The organism is Comamonas trifloxystrobinivorans (assembly GCF_043359985.1).
GTDB lineage: Bacteria > Pseudomonadota > Gammaproteobacteria > Burkholderiales > Burkholderiaceae_C > Comamonas > Comamonas trifloxystrobinivorans.
The window spans coordinates 14929-30459 of the sequence record NZ_JBHZGV010000033.1 but is presented as its reverse complement, the minus strand read 5'-3'; the positions used below and the strand labels follow the sequence as shown (position 1 = coordinate 30459).

Sequence of the window (15531 nt, the reverse complement as noted above, 5' to 3'; positions counted from 1 at the left end):
CACCACCATTTGTGTCTGGCAGCTTTGCAAGGCGTCGTGCTGTCGATGAACGCAATTGTATAGGAGTTTTCCCGGGGCTTGCCGGGAAACGCTATAAATTTTGATTTTTTTGTCAGGCTGCGCTGGCAGCAGCTTTTTCCAGGGCCTCGACAAACATGTCGGCGACCTTGAAGCCGGTCTGCTGCTCGATCTCTTGGAAGCAGGTGGGGCTGGTGACGTTGATCTCGGTGATGCTGTGGCCGATGACATCCAGGCCAATCAGCAGCAGACCGCGCGGTGCCAGCTTGGCGCCCACTTGTTCTGCAATGGCGCGGTCTTCTGCCTCCAACGGCTGGGCAACGCCCTTGCCGCCTGCGGCCAGGTTGCCGCGCACTTCATTGCCTTGCGGGATGCGCGCCAAGCAATAAGGCACAGGTTCGCCACCAATGATGAGCACGCGCTTGTCGCCTTTGACAATGGCAGGCAGGTATTTCTGCACCATGACGCTTTGTGCGCCGCCCTGGTTCAGGGTTTCGATGATGCTGCCCAGGTTCATGCCATCGGCGCCAACACGGAAGATGCCCATGCCGCCCATGCCGTCGAGCGGCTTGAGGATGATGTCCTGGTGCTGGGCGTGGAAGTCGCGAATGTCTTGCGCTTTGCGCGTGACCAAGGTGGGCGGCGTGTGCTGAGCAAATTCCATCACCGCAAGCTTTTCCGGGTGGTCGCGCAGCGCTGCAGGCTTGTTGAAGACTTTGGCGCCTTCGCGCTCGGCCTGCTCCAGCAGATGGGTGGAGTAGAAGTATTCGCTGTCGAAGGGCGGATCTTTGCGCATGACGATGGCGCCAAAGTCTGCCAGCGTGGCGCGGCGAGGTTCCGCCTCGGTGAACCAGGTATCTTTGTCGCCTGTCAGCACGATATCGCGCACGACAGCGGTGACTTTTTCGCCGCTGATCCAGTGGATATCTTCCGGCTCACAGGCGCTGATGCGGTGGCCGCGCGCCTGGGCGCTGCGCATCATGGCAAAGGTGCTGTCCTTGTAGATTTTGAAGGTTTCGAGCGGGTCGGCAACAAAGAGGATTTGCATGGCATGGCGGCCACCTTGCGGCAGCACTATCAATCTAATAGCTGCCAACGCCTCATGACAAAGCGCTCACAGCCCAAACAATGAGCAAATGCAGCGCAAACCGCATTTACCGCTTGCCGTAATGTTGCACAAAAAGCGCCAGGCTGCCTGCCACCACACCCCAAAAGGCTGATCCGATGCCGGCTATTGTCACGCCACTGACGGCCACCAGGAAGGTGATCAGCGCGGCTTCGCGGTATTGCTCGGCCTGCAAGGCAGTGAACAAGCCATTGCCGATGGTGCCCAACAGCGCGATGCCGGCAATGGCCACCACCAGCTCATGCGGGAAAGCCGTGAGCAAGCCCGCAATCACCACACCAAAGCAACCGATCAGCACGTAGATCACGCCACACACCACGGCTGCGGTATAGCGGCGCGCTTTGTCCGGGTGTGCTTCCGGCCCCATGCAAATAGCGGCGGTGATGGCGGCCAGGTTGATGGCATAACCACCGAACGGCGCCAGCAAGAGCGTGGTGATGCCGGTGATGCTGATGAGTTTGGAGATGGGCAAATCAAAGCCCGTGCCGCGAATCACCGCCACGCCGGGAAGATTTTGCGAGGCCATGGTCACCACAAACAAAGGCAGCGCCAAGCTGATGACGGCCTGCAAGCTGAAGGCTGGCATGGTGAACACTGGGAAGGTCAGCCCCGGCTGCACTGCCGACCACTGGATCTTGCCCTGCGCCAGCGCCACCACAATGCCCACCGCCAAGGTGAGCATGACTGCATAGCGCGGCACCCAACGGCGCCCAAGCAGATAAGACACCAGCATGGCCACCACCAGCCAGGTGTTGGTTTGGGCAGCGGCAAAAGCATCCAGCCCAAAGCGGGTCAGCACGCCTGCCAGCAAGGCCGAGGCAATGGCCACGGGAATGCGGTTCATCAGGCGCTCGAACCAGCCGGTAACGCCAACCAGGGTGATGAGCGCTGCGCTGACAACGAAAGCGCCAATGGCCTCGTTCATCGTGAACGCGCCGGTTGCCCCGGCAGTGGCCAGCACCGCAGCGCCGGGCGTGGACCAGGCCACCACCACCGGTTTGCGCCACCACATGCTGGGCAACCAGCAGCACAGGCCTACACCTATGCCCAGCGCCCAGACCCAGGACGATACCTGCGCCGGCGTGGCACCAAAGCTTTGCGCCGCCTGAAAAACAATGGCAATCGAGCTGGTGAGCCCGACCAGCACGGTGACGAATCCGGCAACCAGCGCCGATGCGCTCAAATCCTTGAAAAACCGCATAGTGTTGGGACTGGCCGCGCACCAGGTGCCGGACTATAGCTATCAAATAGAGAGCCGCCGACGCCTTGCAACACGGCGCCAGCAGTGAACAGGTCTAGATTTCCAGCTTGGAGCCCAGTTCGACCAGGCTGTTGCTGGGCAGCAGCAGAAATTCGGCCGCGCCCGCCGCATTGTGGTGCATCTGGGCAAACAGTTTCTGTCGCCACGGCGCCATGCCGGCGCTGGCTTTGTCGGTGGGCACAAAGACATCGCGCGAAAGGAAGTAGCTCGTGGCCATGGGTTCGGTGTCGCAGCCGTGCGAGCGCAGTTGCTTGAGCGCGGCAGGCACATCCACGTCGTTTTTGAAGCCGTAGTTCAGTTGCACGCGCCAGCAGTCGCCGCCGAGCGATTCGATGGAGCTGCGCTTGTCCATGCCGATCCAGGGCACCTCGTGGTAGACGATGGTGACGAAGATGTTCTGCTCGTGCAGCACCTTGTTGTGCTTGAGGTTGTGCAGCAGCGCGGTGGGAACCACGTTCGGGTCGGACGTCAAGAACACCGCTGTACCGGAGACCCGCGTGGGCGGGCTTTGCAGCACCATTTGCAAAAAGCCTTGCAGCTCGATGCCGTTGCTGTGCAGCGTGGCGTAGACCAGCTCACGGCCGCGCTTCCAAGTCATCATCACCGTAAACAGCGACAGGCCGATCACCAGCGGGAACCAGCCGCCGTCGAACAGCTTGAGCAGGTTGGAGGCAAAGAAGGTGAAGTCGATGCAGAAGAAGAACAGCGTTGGCAGCAGCGCCGCCCAGAGCGAGTACTTCCAGCCAAAGCGCAGCACAAAGAAGGTGAGCACGGTGGTGATCGTCATGTCCAGCGTCACCGCGATACCGTAGGCCGACGCCATGTTGCTGCTCGATTTGAACAGTAGCACCGCCAGCACGATGGCCCAGAACAGGCTCCAGTTGACGAAGGGGATGTAGATCTGCCCGGTGTCACGCACGCTGGTGTGCTGTATCTGAATACGCGGCAGGTAACCCAGCTGGATGACCTGCTTGGTCACGCTGAATGCGCCAGTGATCAGCGCCTGAGAAGCGATCACCGTGGCCATGGTGGCCAACAGCACCACCGGCAACAAGGCCCAGCTTGGCGCCAGCATGAAGAACGGGTTTTTCACCGCATCGGCGTTTTCCAGCACCAGTGCGCCCTGGCCAAAGTAGTTGAGCACCAGCGACGGCATGGCAATGCTGAACCAGGCCAGGCGAATCGGCTTTTTGCCAAAGTGCCCCATGTCGGCGTACAGCGCCTCAGCCCCGGTTACGCACAGCACCACCGCGCCCAGGATGATGAAGCTGATGCCGGGGTTGTCGCCAATGAAGCGCAGCGCGTAATAAGGGTTCAGCGCCAGCAGCACGCGCGGATGGTCAACAATGTTCCACAGCCCCAGCGCAGCGATGGTCAAAAACCACACCACCATGATCGGACCGAAGAATTTGCCGATGCCGGCCGTGCCGCGCTTTTGCAGCAGGAACAGCAAAAACAGCACCACCAGGGTGAGCGGGATGACCCAGGATTTGAAGGCCGGCGAGACCACCTCCAGGCCCTCCACCGCCGAGAGCACCGAGATCGACGGCGTGATGACACCGTCGCCATAGAACAGACAGGTGCCGAAGATGCCTATCAGCATCAGCACCGAGCGCAGCCGGGGCTTGTCTTTGACTGCCTGCGAGGCCAGCGCCAGCATGGCGATCAGGCCGCCTTCGCCGTTGTTGTCGGCGCGCAGCACCAGCACCACGTATTTGAGCGAGACGATCAGCGTCAGCGTCCAAAACAGGATGGAGAGCACACCATAGACGTTGTCATGGGTGAATGGCACGTGACCCGAGCCAAACACCTCTTTGAGCGAGTACAGCACGCTGGTGCCGATGTCGCCATACACCACCCCAATGGCACCCAGAGTGAGCGCCGGCAGTGAAGATTTATTGCTGTTTTGCACGTCAAGCCTTTGTGCCATGCCGCGAGCGGCATGCTTGTAGTAGGTCGGTTTGCATTGTGCGCCGGTTGAGCGCGCGCGGGGGCTGCCGCGTATCCGTACAAGCCCGGATGGCAAAACGCCACCGGCTGGTTCCGGAAAACCGGCAGCCCGGCGGGCCTCAGTCGTAGATTTCAGCGTCCGGGTCGGTGGCTTCCAGCTCGTAGCTGGCCGCCAACATGGCCAAGCGGGCCACCACGCCGTACATGTAGAAGCGGTTGGGCGCGCTGGCCCCGACCGAGTCGCCCGGCGAGATGCCGTGCTCGAAAGCCAGCGGAATAAAGTGCGCGCCGGGCACGTTCAGGTTGTCTTCTGCACCTCGGTCCGAGTGCGCGCGGTAGTAGCCGCCCACGACATAGCGATCAATCATGTAGACCACCGGCTCGGCCGCCTCGCCGCCCATGCGCTCCACGGTCTGCACGCCTTCCTGGATGATCATGTCGTGCACCTGCTGGCCGTCCTTGACCAGCGACATCTGGTTTTTGGTCTTGACCGACAGCGTCTTGAGCTCTTTGGCGTCGTGCACGCTCATCACGCCCATGCCGTAGGTGCCGTTGTCGGCCTTGACCACGACGAATGGCGTCTCCTTGATGCCGTATTCCTTGTACTTGCGGCGCACCTTGGTGAGCATCACGTCCACGTCTTCACGCAGCTCTTCGAGTGCGTGCTCGCCGGTTTCGTTGAAATCCACGCCCTTGCGGCTGGAGAACAGCGGGTTGATCAGCCAGGGATCAATGCCCATCAGCTTGCCAAAGCGCTTGGCCACTTCTTCGTAGCTCTGGAAATGGCGGCTCTTGCGGCGCACGCTCCAGCCGGCGTGCAGCGGCGGCAGCACAAACTGCTCGTACACCTCTTCCAAAATGCCGGGCGCGCCCTTGGACAGATCGTTGTTGAGCAAGATGGTGCAAGGGTCGAAGTACTTCAGCCCCAGGCGGCGGCCATGGCGCAGCGCGGGCTCTACCACCAGCTCACGGTTGCCGACCTTGAGCTTGACGGTTTCCTTGATGTCCGGATCGATCGAGCCGATGCGCACATTCAAACCCGCCATCGAGAAGATGTGCTGCAGCTGCAGCAAGTTGGCCAGGTACTGCGGGTTGCGCGTCTGGTTCTCAGGAATGATGAGCAGGTTGCGCGCTTCAGGGCAGATTTTCTCGATGGCCGCCATGGCCGACTGCACCGCCAGCGGCACCATCTCGGGCGTCAGGTTGTTCCAGCCGCCGGGGAACAGGTTGGTGTCTACCGGCGCGACCTTGAAGCCGGCGTTGCGTATATCCACCGACGAGTACAGGGGTGGCGTGTGTTCCATCCACTCCAGGCGAAACCAGCGCTCGATGGCCGGCATGGCATCGAGTACGCGCTGTTCCAGTTCGTTGATGGGCCCCGTTAGGGCTGTTATGAGATTCGGGACCATAAATAAAACTTGTTTGAGGGCTCAAAAAAGACGAGCGAAAAACAATTGAGCACCAATTGTAGAGAGTTGGCGCCCAAAGTCACCATATCTTGCCCCGCAATGGCCACAAGCAACCACTCACCTGCGCCAGAAGGCCGGTGTCAGCAGCGCCAGGAAGCTCAGAATCTCCAGGCGGCCCATCAGCATGCCCAGTGTTGTCACACTGAGCTGGAAGCTCGTCAGACCGGCAAAGTTGTTGCTTGGGCCCAAATCACCCCAGCCGACGCCGGCGCAGTTGACGCTGGCGAGCACCGCGCCGAGTGCGTTGGTGAAGTCCATATCGGTCAGCAGCAAGGCCATGGTCAGCACCGCAATCGTGGCGCAGTACACCAACATGAAGGCCAGCACCGAGAAGATCACCCGGTCGTCCACCGCCTGGCCGCCCACGGTTACCGGCTGCACCGCGTTCGGGTGGACCAGGCGCCGCATCTCGCGCCGCGTCTGCTTGAGCAACAGCAGCATGCGGATCATCTTGATGCCGCCGCCGGTCGAGCCGGCGCTGGTGGCCACGCCCGAGAGCATCAGCAAAAAGATCGGTGCAAACGGCGGCCACAGGCCAAAATCCACCACTGCGTAGCCGGTGGTGGTGGCAACGGACACCGTGTGGAAAACACCCATGCGCAGCGCTTCCAACGGCCCATAAACGCCTTTGAACCACAGCAAGCCGGCAATCAGCAAACCGCCGCCCAGCAAGGTGCCAATGGTGGCGCACACTTCCGGCTCGCGGTACAACACCGAAAAACGGCGCTTGCGCAGCGCCACAAAATACAGCGCAAAGTTGCAGCTGGCCAGCAGCATGAAGAAGATGCTGATGCTCTCGATGACGGGCGAGTTGAAGTAGGCAAAGCTTGCGTCATGCGGCGTCAGCCCGCCCAGGCTGACGGTGGTGAACATCACCATCACCGCGTCCCAGGGCGTCATGCCTGCCAGCCAATAAGCCAGCGCGCACAGCAGCGAGAAGAATGCGTAAACCGCCCACAGGCCTTTGGCGGTTTCGGCCATGCGGGGCGTGAGCTTGGTGTCTTTGACCGGGCCGGCCGCCTCGGCGCGGAACAGCTGGCTGCCGCCCATGCCCAGCATGGGCAAGATGGCCACGGCCAAAATCAGAATGCCCATGCCGCCCATCCACTGCAAGAAGGTGCGCCAGACATTGAGCGAAAGCGGCAGCGTATCCACATGGTTGAGCACCGTGGCGCCTGTCGTGGTCAGCCCCGATACAGCTTCAAAATATGCGTGCTGCCAGCTCAGCGCCCGGTCGATGTGGTCGTAACCCAAATACAGCGGCAGCGCGGCAAACAGCGGGAAAACCGTCCACACAAAGGCCACCAAAATGATGCCGTGGCGCGCCTGCAACTCGCGCTGCTCTTTGCGGCTGGTCCACCACAGCAGCAGGCCGCAAGCCCAGGTGAGACCGATGGTGACCGGGTAGACCGAAAACACCCCGTCCTCGGTGGCATAGGACGCCAGCGCGGGCACGGCCATGGTGCTGCCGAACATGATCAGCAGCACACCGAGCACTCGCAAAACTGGGCGCAGATCCGTCATGCCGGCCTTTTAGAAGAAAGTCACGCCTACGCGGAACAAGGCCTCGACCTCGTGCACCAGCCGCTTGTTGGGCAGGAACAGGATCACGTGGTCGTTGCTCTGGATCACCGTGCCGCTGGTGGGCACGATCACCTCGACCGGTCGCTTGTCATCGGCCTCCTGGCCTTCGCGGTCGGGCGCTTCGCTGCCGTTGGTGTTGCGCGCATCGGGCTCGGGCAGGCCGCGCACGATCATGCCAATGTGCACGTCGTGCGGCAAGCGCAAGCCGCCTACGCGCTTGCCCACTACGCGCGAAGTCTTGGCGTCGCCCCGCGCCACAATCTCGATCGCCTCAGCCACGCCACGGCGCAGGCTGTGCACCGCCTGCACATCACCCTGGCGCACATAGGCCAGCAACTCGCCCAGCGTGGCCTGCGCGGGCGAAAGCGCAATATCGATTTGCGTGCCGTGCATCAAGTCTGCATAGGTGCGGCGGTTGATCAGCGCCAGCACGCGCGTGGCGCCCAATTTTTTGGCCAGCAGACAGGACATGATGTTGTCCTCATCGTCGTCGGTGATGGCCACGAACAGATCGACATCCTCGACGTTCTCTTCCTCCATCAGCTTTTCATCGGTGGCATCGCCCTTGAGCACCAGCACATCCGACGACAGGCGCGAGGCCAGGTAAACGCAGCGGTTTTCGCCCTTTTCGATGATCTTCACCTGAAAGCGCTTGGACTCCTTGGTCAGCGCCCGCGCCAGCCGCATGCCGACACGGCCGCCGCCCGCAATCATCACCCGGCGCACGGGCTGCTCTTGCTCGCCCACCTGGCGGTTGAAGCCGGCCAGCACCTCGCCCAGGTGCTCTTTGTCGGACAGCACAAACACTTCGTCGCCCGGCTCGATGCGGGTATTGCCCTCGATCGGCACCAGCCGGTCGGCCTCGTGGTGGAAACGGCGGTAAATGCCCACCACGCGCACCGCGCCGTGGGGCAGGTTTTGCCGCACATCGGCCACACTCAGGCCCACCACGGGAGCGCCGCCCCGCGCGCGCACCGAAGCCAGAGCCGCATGGCCTTGGGCGAACTCGCGCACCTGCAAAGCCTCGGGGTAGCGCACCAGCTTGCCGATGTAGCCCATCAAAGCTTCTTCCGGGCAAAACGCGTGGGTGACGGCAAAGCCGCTGTCTTCCAACAAGGCTTGCTGGCTTTTGAGCGCTACCGAACGCACGCGCACGATGCGGGTCGGAATATTGAACAGCACCTGCGCCACCTTGCAGGCCACCAGATTGGTTTCGTCCTGCGAGGTGCAGGCGATCAGCATGTCGGTGTCGGCCGCGCCGGCCTCGGACAGCACCTCGGGGCTGATGCCGTTGCCGACCACGCCACGCAGGTCAAAGCGCGATTCCAGATCACGCAGGCGCACGCCGTCGGTATCGACCACGGTGATATCGTTTTTTTCGCTGATCAGGCTTTCAGCGACGCTTTCGCCGACGCGACCAGCGCCCAGAATCAAGATTTTCATAACTGAATGCCGCGCTTGCCGCCAGGCAAGGCTTCAGGCACGGCCGCATCATAACGTGGCAGCACGCGCGCCCCTTGTCGGCCAAGCGCTTGCTGCGGCAGCCATGCCTGGGCCCAATTGCGAACCATCGTCAGCTGGAGCCCAAGCATGCTGCACTGCAACAGCGTAGGCGATCAGCCGCGCACTTCGCCTTCGCCCAGAACAATGTATTTGAGCGATGTCAGCCCTTCGATGCCGACCGGCCCACGGGCGTGGAATTTGTCGGTACTGATGCCGATCTCGGCCCCCAGACCGTACTCGAAGCCATCGGCAAAACGCGTGCTGGCGTTCACCATGACGCTGGCCGAATCCACCTCGCGCAGGAACTTCTGCGCATGCACATGGTTGGTGGTGATGATCGAATCCGTGTGATGGCTCGAATACTGGTTGATGTGGGCAATGGCATCATCCACGCCCGCCACCAGCTTCACGCTGATGACCGGCGCCAGATATTCCTCGCTCCAATCGGCCTCGGTCGCCTCCAGCAGCTTGGCGTTGGGCACGGCTTGCAAAATAGCCATGGCCTCGGGCGAGCCACGCATTTCTACACCCTTGGCGGCAAAGACAGCGCCGATCTTCGGCAGAAATTCGGCTGCCACCGAACGCGCCACCAACAGGCTCTCCGTCGCATTGCAGGGGCTGTATTTCTGCGTCTTGGCGTTTTCCGTCACCTTGACTGCCATGGCGATATCGCAAGGATCGTCCACATAGGTGTGGCAATTGCCGTCGAGGTGCTTGATGACAGGCACCTTGGCATCGCGGCTGATGCGCTCGATCAAGCCCTTGCCGCCGCGCGGAATGATCACATCCACATAAGCTGGCATGGCGATCAGATGGCCCACGGCCTCGCGGTCGGTGGTGGGCACCAATTGCACGGCTTCGGCAGGCAAGCCAGCCTCGGCCAGGGCCTGCGCCACCAACGCTGCCAGCGCCTTGTTCGATTCAATCGCTTCCGAGCCGCCACGCAGAATGCAGGCGTTGCCGCTCTTGATCGACAGGCTGGCCGCCTCGATCGTCACGTTCGGGCGGCTCTCGTAAATCATGCCGAACACGCCGATGGGCACGCGCATCTGGCCCACGCGGATGCCGCTGGGCATCTGCTTCATGCCGATCACTTCGCCAATCACATCGGCCATGGCCGCCAGCTGCTCGCAGCCCTGGGCGCAGGTTTCCAGCACCTTGGGCGTCAGGCGCAGGCGGTCCACCATCGGGGCCGAGAGGCCGTTGGCCTCAGCGCGCACCAGATCCTTGGCGTTGTCGGCCTGCAAGGCCTCGGTCTGCTCGCGCAGCAAGCGGGCCAGCGCCAGCAAAGCTTTGTTTTTGGTAGCAGCAGATGCTTTGGCCATCTGCGCCGAGGCATGTTTTGCCTGCAGACCCAGGGTCTGCATGGTTTCTGCGATGTTCAGGGCGTTCATGCCCTTATTGTCGGGCATTTGCTGCATTGCAGCGCAGCACGGGCAAATCCCCTGTGGACAGTCGCCAAAGCCCCCTACACTCGGGCCATACCGACACCGCCACGAGGAGACCGCCATGCAATCCACCGCCCTGCGCCAACTCGGCGCGCTGCAAGACGCGCTGGAGCACTTTGGCGCCGGACACATGGACGCCGCCGCGCTCAGCGAACAAGCCCGCACCTACCGCGATCTGCTCGGCGCCCTGCCGCCCAAGTTCGAAGAAGTGCTGCTGCAACTGCTCGACCGCCTGGAAGCCAGTGCCCTGTTCGACGAGGAGAGCTGCTCCTTCAGCCAAAAAGACCTGGTGGACAGCCTCAAGCTCTGGGTCGACAAGGCCGAACTGCGCTTGAGCCAGGCGGCCTGAACCGAGCCCACGGCCTGCGGCACAGCCCCTCAGATTACCGTCAGGTAATCCACGGTAAACACTTGCAAAAATGGCCCGCAACGCCGGGACAAGGTGCTAATTTACACACCTCATCAACAAGCGCTCTGACGGGCGCGGAGGTATGCAAATGGGATTGCTCAATGAAGTGATTGGCGCCGTGGTTGCGGAAGAAGCGCTTTCCAAAGCCGATGGCGATGCCGGTTTTCTGAAAAAGGCCATGGCTGCCGTGGCCGGTTTTGAAGGTGAGAAAGTTCTCGAAGAAAAGCTGACCCAGCACGAACAGGAGCAGCCCGCACCCGATGCAGGCAACCAGTGAGCTAATCAGCTGCAAACTACCACCCCTCCAGCGGACCCTTATGCGGTCCGCTTTTTGTTGTCAGCGCCGCCGCCCATTGGTCCAAATAGCGCCGGCGGTCTGTGCGCCGTCCAGCGAGACATTGACCAGCGATGCGCCGGCCAGGTTGGCGCCTGAGAGGTTGGCGTTTTCGAGGTTCACATTCACCAGTTCGGCGCCTTGAAAATTAGCGCCTTGCAGGTTGGCACTCGACAGATCCACATTGGTGAAGCTGTGGCCGGCAAAGTTGGCATGCGCCAGTTGGCGGCCCGACATGTCGGTGTTCACATGCTCGCGCCCACCGCCACTGCGCTTGGCCTGTTTGCCTGCGCTGTAGCTGCCGCTGCTGCGGTTCTCAATCACCACGGCGGCATCGCTGTTTGACTCAATCACCACGGCCGCGCCGCCGCTGCCCGAGCCGCGCACCGTGGTGCTGCGGCCAGGGATATTGGTTTCGGCCACAGCGCCTTTGCCCGAAGCCGCATTGACGACCGAGCCGTTGACGATGACCGAAGCGCCGCTGGCACCGCCGCGCACATCCACGCCCGGCGCGGAAATCACCGCGCCCTGCGCCCACACTGTTCCTGCGGCCAAGGCGGCCACCCAAGCGGCCGTGCCGCGCATCCAAGCTTGCTGCATGGTTTCTATCCTTTCTCGCGCCTGCTCGCCTTACGGCGTGGGCGGCGCATGGCTTGCATCATCAGGCGCTGGCGTGCCGGGGGCGCGCTCGGGCGCCTGCGGCCCCTCGGTAGTTGCCGTCGGCTCCGGGTTGGGCGACGGACTATTGGAATGGCTTGGCAGCTGCACATCGCTTTCAGCCGCTGAGGCTGGCGGCGCTGGCAGCTGCGCAAAAGGCTGGCGCAGCAAATCGGCCAACGGATCGGCCACGCGCTGCGGCCGCTCGGGCAGTTGCACGGGTGCTTTTTCCTCTACCCGCAGCGCCACCGCGTTGACGCGGGCGGCCAGCTCCTGCATCCAGGCCTCATCGATCACCGGCTGCTTCTCGTTGCTGCGGCTGAAGATCAGGCCCAGAAACTCGCGCGCTTTGGAAGAACCAGCATCCGCCGCGCGCCGGTAGTACTGGAGGGCGGTGGCAAAGTTGCGCTGTACGCCTCGCCCCAGGTGGTAGCGGTAGGCCAGCTCCAGCAGCGCGTCGGCATTGCCGTCGTCCGCCTTGGCTCGCAGCCGGGCCAGTTGCTCCGCCTCATTGGCGCGCTGGTAGCTGGCGATGCGGTTGAGGTTTTGTTGCGCCGTCTGGCTGCCCTGGGCGACGGCTTGCACGTAGAGCTCTTTGGCTTCGCTGCTGCGGCCATCCAACTCGCGCTCCACCGCCAAGTCGTTCAGCGCCATGGCATCGCCGTCACGCGCCGCTTGCTCCAGCAACAGGCGCGATTGCTGCAAAGCCTTGGGGCCGGTCATGCGGCGCTCCACCAAAGCCAACAAATAATTGGCGCGCCCCAAACCGGCACTGGCAGCGCGCTGCAGCCATTGGCGGCCGGCTGGAACATCGCGCACACCACCGGTGCCCGTGCCCAGCATGTAGCCCAGACCGGCCATGGCGCGGGCATCGCCGGCCTCGGCTGCCATGGTCCACCACTGGCGCGCTTGCGCGCCCGCTTGCGGCAAACCGGCATTGCGATAAAAGTGCAAACCCAGCTCCACCTGGGCCCGCGTGTCGCCTTCTTGCGCTTGGCGGCGCAGGGCTTGCAAGCTGGCTTCAGAGCGATTAGGCGATGGCACGCGGATGGAGGCGCTGCCACCCGGGCTGGCAGACACTGGTGCCGATGGCGCTGCCGGGCTGGCCGAATCATCGGCACCGCCGGGCAACACAATGGCCGCCCCGGCCGCCAAGCTGCAAAGCAACAAGCTGCCCGCCAGCGCCGTAGAGCGCCAAGCTTGCTTTTTCTGCTTGGTCGGCTTCATGAGCGCTTGCCGCGGCGCGGCGTTTTATCAGGCGCAGGTGGCGCCAGCACGGCAGGTGCTTCCACTTCCCACTGCAAGCTCGATTGCGCTATCACGCCCTCTTGGGCTTGCACCTGCTGCTGCACGGCTTCGATGGTGGTGGTGCCGGCAATCGGCGTCAGCTTGGCATCGGTCAGCGCTGCGGGAACGCGGCCTGTCAAAGGCTTGGCGGTCATCGCGCAATAAACCTGCTCGGTGCCGGCGCGGGCCGTTTCGATGAGGAAAGAGTTGGCCTGCGATACATCGGGCACCATCAAGCCCATATTGCCTTGCGCCACCACTGCCTGCTGCTGCGGATTGGGGTAGATCTGCGAGACCACGTTGGCCGCGTCTTTGTAGTAGCAGTACAGAAAGCCCGAACGCGCCGGCGCAACACGCAGCACCACCGAGCTGCCGATTGGCAATTTGGATTCCTTGTGGCCCAGCAAGGCCAGGCGCAAGCCGTCGTGTGCGGGCTCGTTGGGTGGCAACACATGTTCGCGTGGCTTCAGGTCTTCTGCATTGCCCGGCGAGTAGCTCGATGCCAGCTTGTCGTCGGCCGACATGCCCACGTAATTGCGCAGCAGGCCCGCATAGGTTTCAAAGTTGACGGTGCCGACCGGCGTCATGTCCAAAGACGCCTGGTAGTTGGCCAGCGCATTGCGCAAGGCGGTCGAATCATTGCCATCAACCGCGCCGCTCCACACGCCTTGCGCCTTGAGCACGCGCTGCGCCAGGTTGATGCGGTCGGTGCTCGATTGCTCCTCGTACCAGGCGCGCATCTGGCGTTTGAATTCGGGGTGGTTCTGCTCGTAGTCGATGCATTGCCAGTAAGGCAGCTTGGCCCATTTGCCCACCAGCTCGATCGCCGCCAGATCCACCAACAAGCGCACGGCTGCACCAGCGCCCTGGTTGTTGTCGGCTGCCACTTCGTACTGCACGCCCAGGCGGTAAATATGCTTGGGCAAGCCGGTGGCGCGGCCACCAATTTCCACGCCCTTGCCGCCGGTGGCCACCACCAGTTCGTTGGCGGAATCGAGGCCGGGGAACAAGGTGCGCGAGTTCATATCGCCCAGATGCAGATCGAGCCCGACCACCGAGCCCAGCACGTCCCAGCTGTAGCCGGTGTCGGTGTTGGCGGTAGAGACACCAATGCTGCGGCGCTTGGACACCACGGTTTTGTCGCCAAAGCTGATGGCGCCCGAGACATAGATCTGCGGCTTGCGCAGCTCGATCTGACCGTTGTTGAGCAGCAGGCTGGTCATGGTCTGCACCGTGTCCTGCTTGAGCGCATCCACCTCGTAATCCACCACGCGGAAAGCCTGGCTGGTGCGCGACATGCGCGAGAAAGCGGTGATCAGCATCTCTTTGGTGCCGGTGCTGAACAGGCCCGAAGGATCGGGAATGGTCTTGACCGCTACCAGCGTCGACGGCACTTGCTCGGCCGCCAGCATGCGGTCCATGCAGGCCAGGCCCTCGCGCATGGCCGAGGCCGACTTGGTGGGCGAAACCAGCGGGCTTTGCTCGGTGATGCCTTTTTCAATGATGTCCTTGCGGTCGGACAGCCCGGGGTTGATCGCGCAGCCGGCCAGCGCCAGCACACAGGGCCACAACAAGCCGTGGCGAAAAAAGGAGATATGCATGGTTTATTCGTTCGTTATCGGTTCGCGGCGCAGCCCGCTATCCAGGCCACAACGCCCCTCCCAACAGCACCACGCCGGTGCTGCCCGCTATTTGCAGATGTTGATGACCGAGCCGCGCACCACGGTGACCTGGTCGTTGTTGCCAGCGCCGTAGCGGTTGCCGATGCCCGCCGTACCCTCGTTGACCTTGGGCGTGCCCACGTTGGTGGTGCAGTTCTTGCCCGAGGGGCTGGTGACGATCTCGCGCTCGATGTTGGCGCGGGCATCTTTTTCGCCCATGTTGTCGCGCGCCATCACGTTGACCACTTTGTTGCGCGAAGCGGGATCGAGGCCATTGCGGCCAGCGGGCGGTTTTTGTTGCGCCTGTGTCAGGCCTGCCACCAGCAGCAGGGCCGCAGCGCATAGCAAACGGTGTTTCATAGGCTTCTCCGGCTTGGGCGCGGCGGGGCAGCCAAAACTGCCCCACCGCGTTGATCAACGCATGGACAGCGATTTACTTGCCGTCGTTGGAAGCCAGGTTTTGCTCAGCCTTGGCAGCAGGGCCGATAGCCATATTGGCCACGGCGCCATTGGTCACCGATACTTCTTGCTTGTTATTGCCACCAATATGCACATTGCCCTTGTTCGAAGCCAGGTTCTGCTTGGCTTGGGCAGCAGGACCGATAGCCATATTGGCCACAGCGCCGTTTTTCACGGTCACTTTCTGGTCGTTGTTACCACCGATTTTCACTTCGGCTTGCGCAGCAAATGCCAGAGCCAGACCCGACACCAGAACAGCGATTACTTTTTTCATAAAAACTCCTCGATACTGAATAAAGGAATGCTGCCAAATAAACAGCATTGTCGACATCAGTCCTCCACGTCGGAGCAACCGAACTCCACCA

Annotated in this window: 14 protein-coding genes; 2 read left to right on the top strand and 12 right to left on the bottom strand. The window is 62.3% G+C overall.

Annotated elements, in window-relative coordinates; translation table 11 throughout:
- Positions 1 to 112: 112 nt before the first annotated feature.
- From gshB to ACFIQF_RS24350, 7 genes are all read right to left on the bottom strand, one after another.
- Positions 113 to 1066 (bottom strand): glutathione synthase, encoded by a 954-nt coding sequence (gene gshB, locus ACFIQF_RS24380; protein ID WP_393946238.1) that lies wholly within the window; start codon positions 1064 to 1066, stop codon positions 113 to 115.
- A 106-nt stretch (positions 1067 to 1172) separates the two neighbouring features.
- Positions 1173 to 2345 carry a benzoate/H(+) symporter BenE family transporter gene (locus ACFIQF_RS24375; RefSeq protein ID WP_393946237.1) on the bottom strand — a complete coding sequence of 391 codons (1173 nt, stop codon included), beginning with the start codon at positions 2343 to 2345 and terminating at the stop codon, positions 1173 to 1175.
- A gap of 94 nt (positions 2346 to 2439) precedes the next feature.
- The gene (locus ACFIQF_RS24370; protein WP_393946236.1) at positions 2440 to 4335 is read right to left on the bottom strand and encodes a potassium transporter Kup; all 1896 of its coding nucleotides are present in this window, start codon (positions 4333 to 4335) and stop codon (positions 2440 to 2442) included.
- 139 nt (positions 4336 to 4474) lie between these two features.
- The gene (gene gshA / locus ACFIQF_RS24365) at positions 4475 to 5764 is read right to left on the bottom strand and encodes a glutamate--cysteine ligase (protein WP_393946235.1); all 1290 of its coding nucleotides are present in this window, start codon (positions 5762 to 5764) and stop codon (positions 4475 to 4477) included.
- 117 nt (positions 5765 to 5881) lie between these two features.
- Positions 5882 to 7348: a TrkH family potassium uptake protein gene (locus ACFIQF_RS24360; protein ID WP_393946234.1), complete on the bottom strand. Its 1467-nt coding sequence runs from the start codon at positions 7346 to 7348 to the stop codon at positions 5882 to 5884.
- Positions 7349 to 7357: 9 nt separating this feature from the next.
- Positions 7358 to 8851 carry a Trk system potassium transporter TrkA gene (trkA, locus tag ACFIQF_RS24355; protein WP_393946233.1) on the bottom strand — a complete coding sequence of 498 codons (1494 nt, stop codon included), beginning with the start codon at positions 8849 to 8851 and terminating at the stop codon, positions 7358 to 7360.
- Between the two features lie 173 nt (positions 8852 to 9024).
- Positions 9025 to 10305 carry a glutamate-5-semialdehyde dehydrogenase gene (locus ACFIQF_RS24350; protein ID WP_393946240.1) on the bottom strand — a complete coding sequence of 427 codons (1281 nt, stop codon included), beginning with the start codon at positions 10303 to 10305 and terminating at the stop codon, positions 9025 to 9027.
- 115 nt (positions 10306 to 10420) lie between these two features.
- On the opposite strand from ACFIQF_RS24350, the gene ACFIQF_RS24345 reads away from it, so the two are divergent.
- Together ACFIQF_RS24345 and ACFIQF_RS24340 are read left to right on the top strand one after the other, a co-directional pair.
- Complete coding sequence (locus ACFIQF_RS24345; protein ID WP_393946231.1) at positions 10421 to 10708, top strand: hypothetical protein; 288 nt, start codon at positions 10421 to 10423, stop codon at positions 10706 to 10708.
- 148 nt (positions 10709 to 10856) lie between these two features.
- Positions 10857 to 11045 (top strand): hypothetical protein, encoded by a 189-nt coding sequence (locus tag ACFIQF_RS24340; protein WP_393946230.1) that lies wholly within the window; start codon positions 10857 to 10859, stop codon positions 11043 to 11045.
- 60 nt (positions 11046 to 11105) lie between these two features.
- Here ACFIQF_RS24340 and ACFIQF_RS24335 read toward each other — a convergent pair whose 3' ends face one another.
- The 5 genes from ACFIQF_RS24335 to ACFIQF_RS24315 all read right to left on the bottom strand — a co-directional run bounded on the left by ACFIQF_RS24335 (position 11106) and on the right by ACFIQF_RS24315 (position 15440).
- Positions 11106 to 11702, bottom strand: coding sequence for a pentapeptide repeat-containing protein (locus ACFIQF_RS24335; RefSeq protein ID WP_393946229.1), 597 nt, complete (start codon positions 11700 to 11702; stop codon positions 11106 to 11108).
- Positions 11703 to 11732: 30 nt separating this feature from the next.
- The gene (locus tag ACFIQF_RS24330; protein WP_393946227.1) at positions 11733 to 12986 is read right to left on the bottom strand and encodes a tetratricopeptide repeat protein; all 1254 of its coding nucleotides are present in this window, start codon (positions 12984 to 12986) and stop codon (positions 11733 to 11735) included.
- On the bottom strand, positions 12983 to 14647 hold the full coding sequence (locus ACFIQF_RS24325) for a DUF4384 domain-containing protein (protein ID WP_393946226.1): 1665 nt from the start codon (positions 14645 to 14647) through the stop codon (positions 12983 to 12985). The genes ACFIQF_RS24330 and ACFIQF_RS24325 overlap by 4 nt, the downstream gene beginning before the upstream one ends.
- 87 nt (positions 14648 to 14734) lie before the next feature.
- Complete coding sequence (locus ACFIQF_RS24320) at positions 14735 to 15067, bottom strand: hypothetical protein (protein ID WP_393946224.1); 333 nt, start codon at positions 15065 to 15067, stop codon at positions 14735 to 14737.
- 73 nt (positions 15068 to 15140) lie between these two features.
- Positions 15141 to 15440 (bottom strand): hypothetical protein, encoded by a 300-nt coding sequence (locus tag ACFIQF_RS24315; RefSeq protein WP_393946223.1) that lies wholly within the window; start codon positions 15438 to 15440, stop codon positions 15141 to 15143.
- Positions 15441 to 15531 lie beyond the last annotated feature (91 nt).

Bases quoted from the DNA above. Each gene is read 5' to 3' on its own strand.
- ACFIQF_RS24330 (WP_393946227.1), bottom strand. From the start codon at position 12,986: ATGAAGCCGACCAAGCAGAAAAAGCAAGCTTGGCGCTCTACGGCGCTG.
- ACFIQF_RS24360 (WP_393946234.1), bottom strand. From the start codon at position 7,348: ATGACGGATCTGCGCCCAGTTTTGCGAGTGCTCGGTGTGCTGCTGATC.
- ACFIQF_RS24375 (WP_393946237.1), bottom strand. From the start codon at position 2,345: ATGCGGTTTTTCAAGGATTTGAGCGCATCGGCGCTGGTTGCCGGATTC.
- ACFIQF_RS24340 (WP_393946230.1), top strand. From the start codon at position 10,857: ATGGGATTGCTCAATGAAGTGATTGGCGCCGTGGTTGCGGAAGAAGCG.
- ACFIQF_RS24345 (WP_393946231.1), top strand. From the start codon at position 10,421: ATGCAATCCACCGCCCTGCGCCAACTCGGCGCGCTGCAAGACGCGCTG.
- ACFIQF_RS24350 (WP_393946240.1), bottom strand. From the start codon at position 10,305: ATGAACGCCCTGAACATCGCAGAAACCATGCAGACCCTGGGTCTGCAG.
- gshB (WP_393946238.1), bottom strand. From the start codon at position 1,066: ATGCAAATCCTCTTTGTTGCCGACCCGCTCGAAACCTTCAAAATCTAC.
- ACFIQF_RS24325 (WP_393946226.1), bottom strand. From the start codon at position 14,647: ATGCATATCTCCTTTTTTCGCCACGGCTTGTTGTGGCCCTGTGTGCTG.
- ACFIQF_RS24335 (WP_393946229.1), bottom strand. From the start codon at position 11,702: ATGCAGCAAGCTTGGATGCGCGGCACGGCCGCTTGGGTGGCCGCCTTG.
- trkA (WP_393946233.1), bottom strand. From the start codon at position 8,851: ATGAAAATCTTGATTCTGGGCGCTGGTCGCGTCGGCGAAAGCGTCGCT.
- gshA (WP_393946235.1), bottom strand. From the start codon at position 5,764: ATGGTCCCGAATCTCATAACAGCCCTAACGGGGCCCATCAACGAACTG.
- ACFIQF_RS24315 (WP_393946223.1), bottom strand. From the start codon at position 15,440: ATGAAAAAAGTAATCGCTGTTCTGGTGTCGGGTCTGGCTCTGGCATTT.
- ACFIQF_RS24320 (WP_393946224.1), bottom strand. From the start codon at position 15,067: ATGAAACACCGTTTGCTATGCGCTGCGGCCCTGCTGCTGGTGGCAGGC.
- ACFIQF_RS24370 (WP_393946236.1), bottom strand. From the start codon at position 4,335: ATGGCACAAAGGCTTGACGTGCAAAACAGCAATAAATCTTCACTGCCG.